The 1352-nt window shown below is 41.8% G+C and carries 1 protein-coding gene and 1 pseudogene; both read left to right on the top strand.

The genetic code is table 11. From position 1 onward, the window contains the following. The coding region (locus tag OU792_RS18510) for a GH32 C-terminal domain-containing protein (RefSeq protein ID WP_274671051.1) at nucleotides 1-390 on the top strand (390 nt) is incomplete at its 5' end. Nucleotides 391-622: 232 nt separating this feature from the next. Continuing rightward, nucleotides 623-1303, top strand: a pseudogene (locus OU792_RS18505) (MFS transporter); the annotation flags it as partial. Nucleotides 1304-1352: the final 49 nt, after the last annotated feature.

Genomic DNA, 1352 nt, shown 5'->3' with positions numbered 1-1352 from the left:
ACAATGGCAGGAAATGGTCTTACCCTTTCAAATGAATTGGTGGAAATTGTACTTGAAATTTCGGAAGAAAACTTTGAGGTGTTCCTTTCAAATAACCAAGGAAACAGAATCATAATTGGCAAAAATGAGACGGGGATTTATCTCGACCGTGGTCAATCCGGTTTGACTGAATTCAATGAAGAATTCAAAACACTTCACAATGCACCCGATCTGGGACTACAGTACAAAAAACTGAAGTTATTTATTGATCGATCTTCAATTGAGGTGTTTTTTAATGACGGCGAACAGGTTATGTCAGAAGTTGTTTTCCCCAATTCCCCTTACACCAGGCTTGAAACCCAAGGTTTTGGAAATACTGTCAAAGTACACCAGCTAAAATCCATTTGGTGATTTATTCAGATAATTCCTGCAAGGCCTGCGATTCGATGGAAAACTGAGTCGAATTGAAACGGAAGCTTTGCAGGAATATTTTCAGCGATTGAACAAGCTTGATACCCCATTTCCCCTTTAGAATCCCCATTTAACCATTTCATGAAATCGAGCATGTCAGAAGCGACACACACTAGCATGATTATAAGCCAAGCGAGATTCCATATGGCCTTTAAAAACAAATTATAACCATATGAAAAGTAAAAACTACGTATTGTTTCTGTCCATCACAGCAGCGCTTGGAGGATTTTTGTTCGGATTTGACACGGCTGTTATTTCAGGTGCAGAGAGGGATATACAGGCTTTGTGGAATCTGGATGACTTGAGCCATGGTCTGGCAGTGGCCATCGCACTCTATGGAACTGTCATTGGGGCATTATTGGGCGGGATTCCTGCAGAAAAATACGGGAGAAAAAGCTCCTTACTTGGAATAGGAATTCTTTATTTGGTTTCTGCTGTGGGCTCGGCTCTTGCAGAGGATGTAAACTCCTTTATGGTTTTCAGGTTTTTGGGAGGCTTGGGCGTAGGAGCATCCTCCGTGGTCGCTCCGATGTATATATCAGAAATCTCCCCGGCAGGAAGAAGGGGGCAGTTGGTAGCACTTTATCAGTTTAATATTGTCTTTGGGATTTTGATGGCTTATTTTTCAAACTATCTGATCGGAACTCTTGATCTTAAAGAAAGCTGGAGATGGATGCTTGGTGTCGAGGCTTTCCCGGCTTTGATTTATTGTTTTTTAATTTCTTTTGTCCCGCAGAGTCCTCGGTGGTTAATTCATAAAAAGCACGATTTTGATGCTGCAAGGGCTATTTTGACTAGGACGGACCCGGAAGGAGTTGACAAAACGGTTCAGTTGGCCATCGAGGAAAGCAGGTTGATGGGGGAATAAACCTCGTTTAGTATGCTATTCAGTAAGAAATTCA

Origin of the sequence: Algoriphagus sp. NF (genome assembly GCF_028823735.1) — a bacterium.
GTDB classification, from domain to species: Bacteria; Bacteroidota; Bacteroidia; order Cytophagales; family Cyclobacteriaceae; genus Algoriphagus; species Algoriphagus marincola.
The sequence above is the reverse complement of the archived record's forward strand: the minus strand, read 5'-3'. Positions and strand labels throughout refer to the sequence as shown.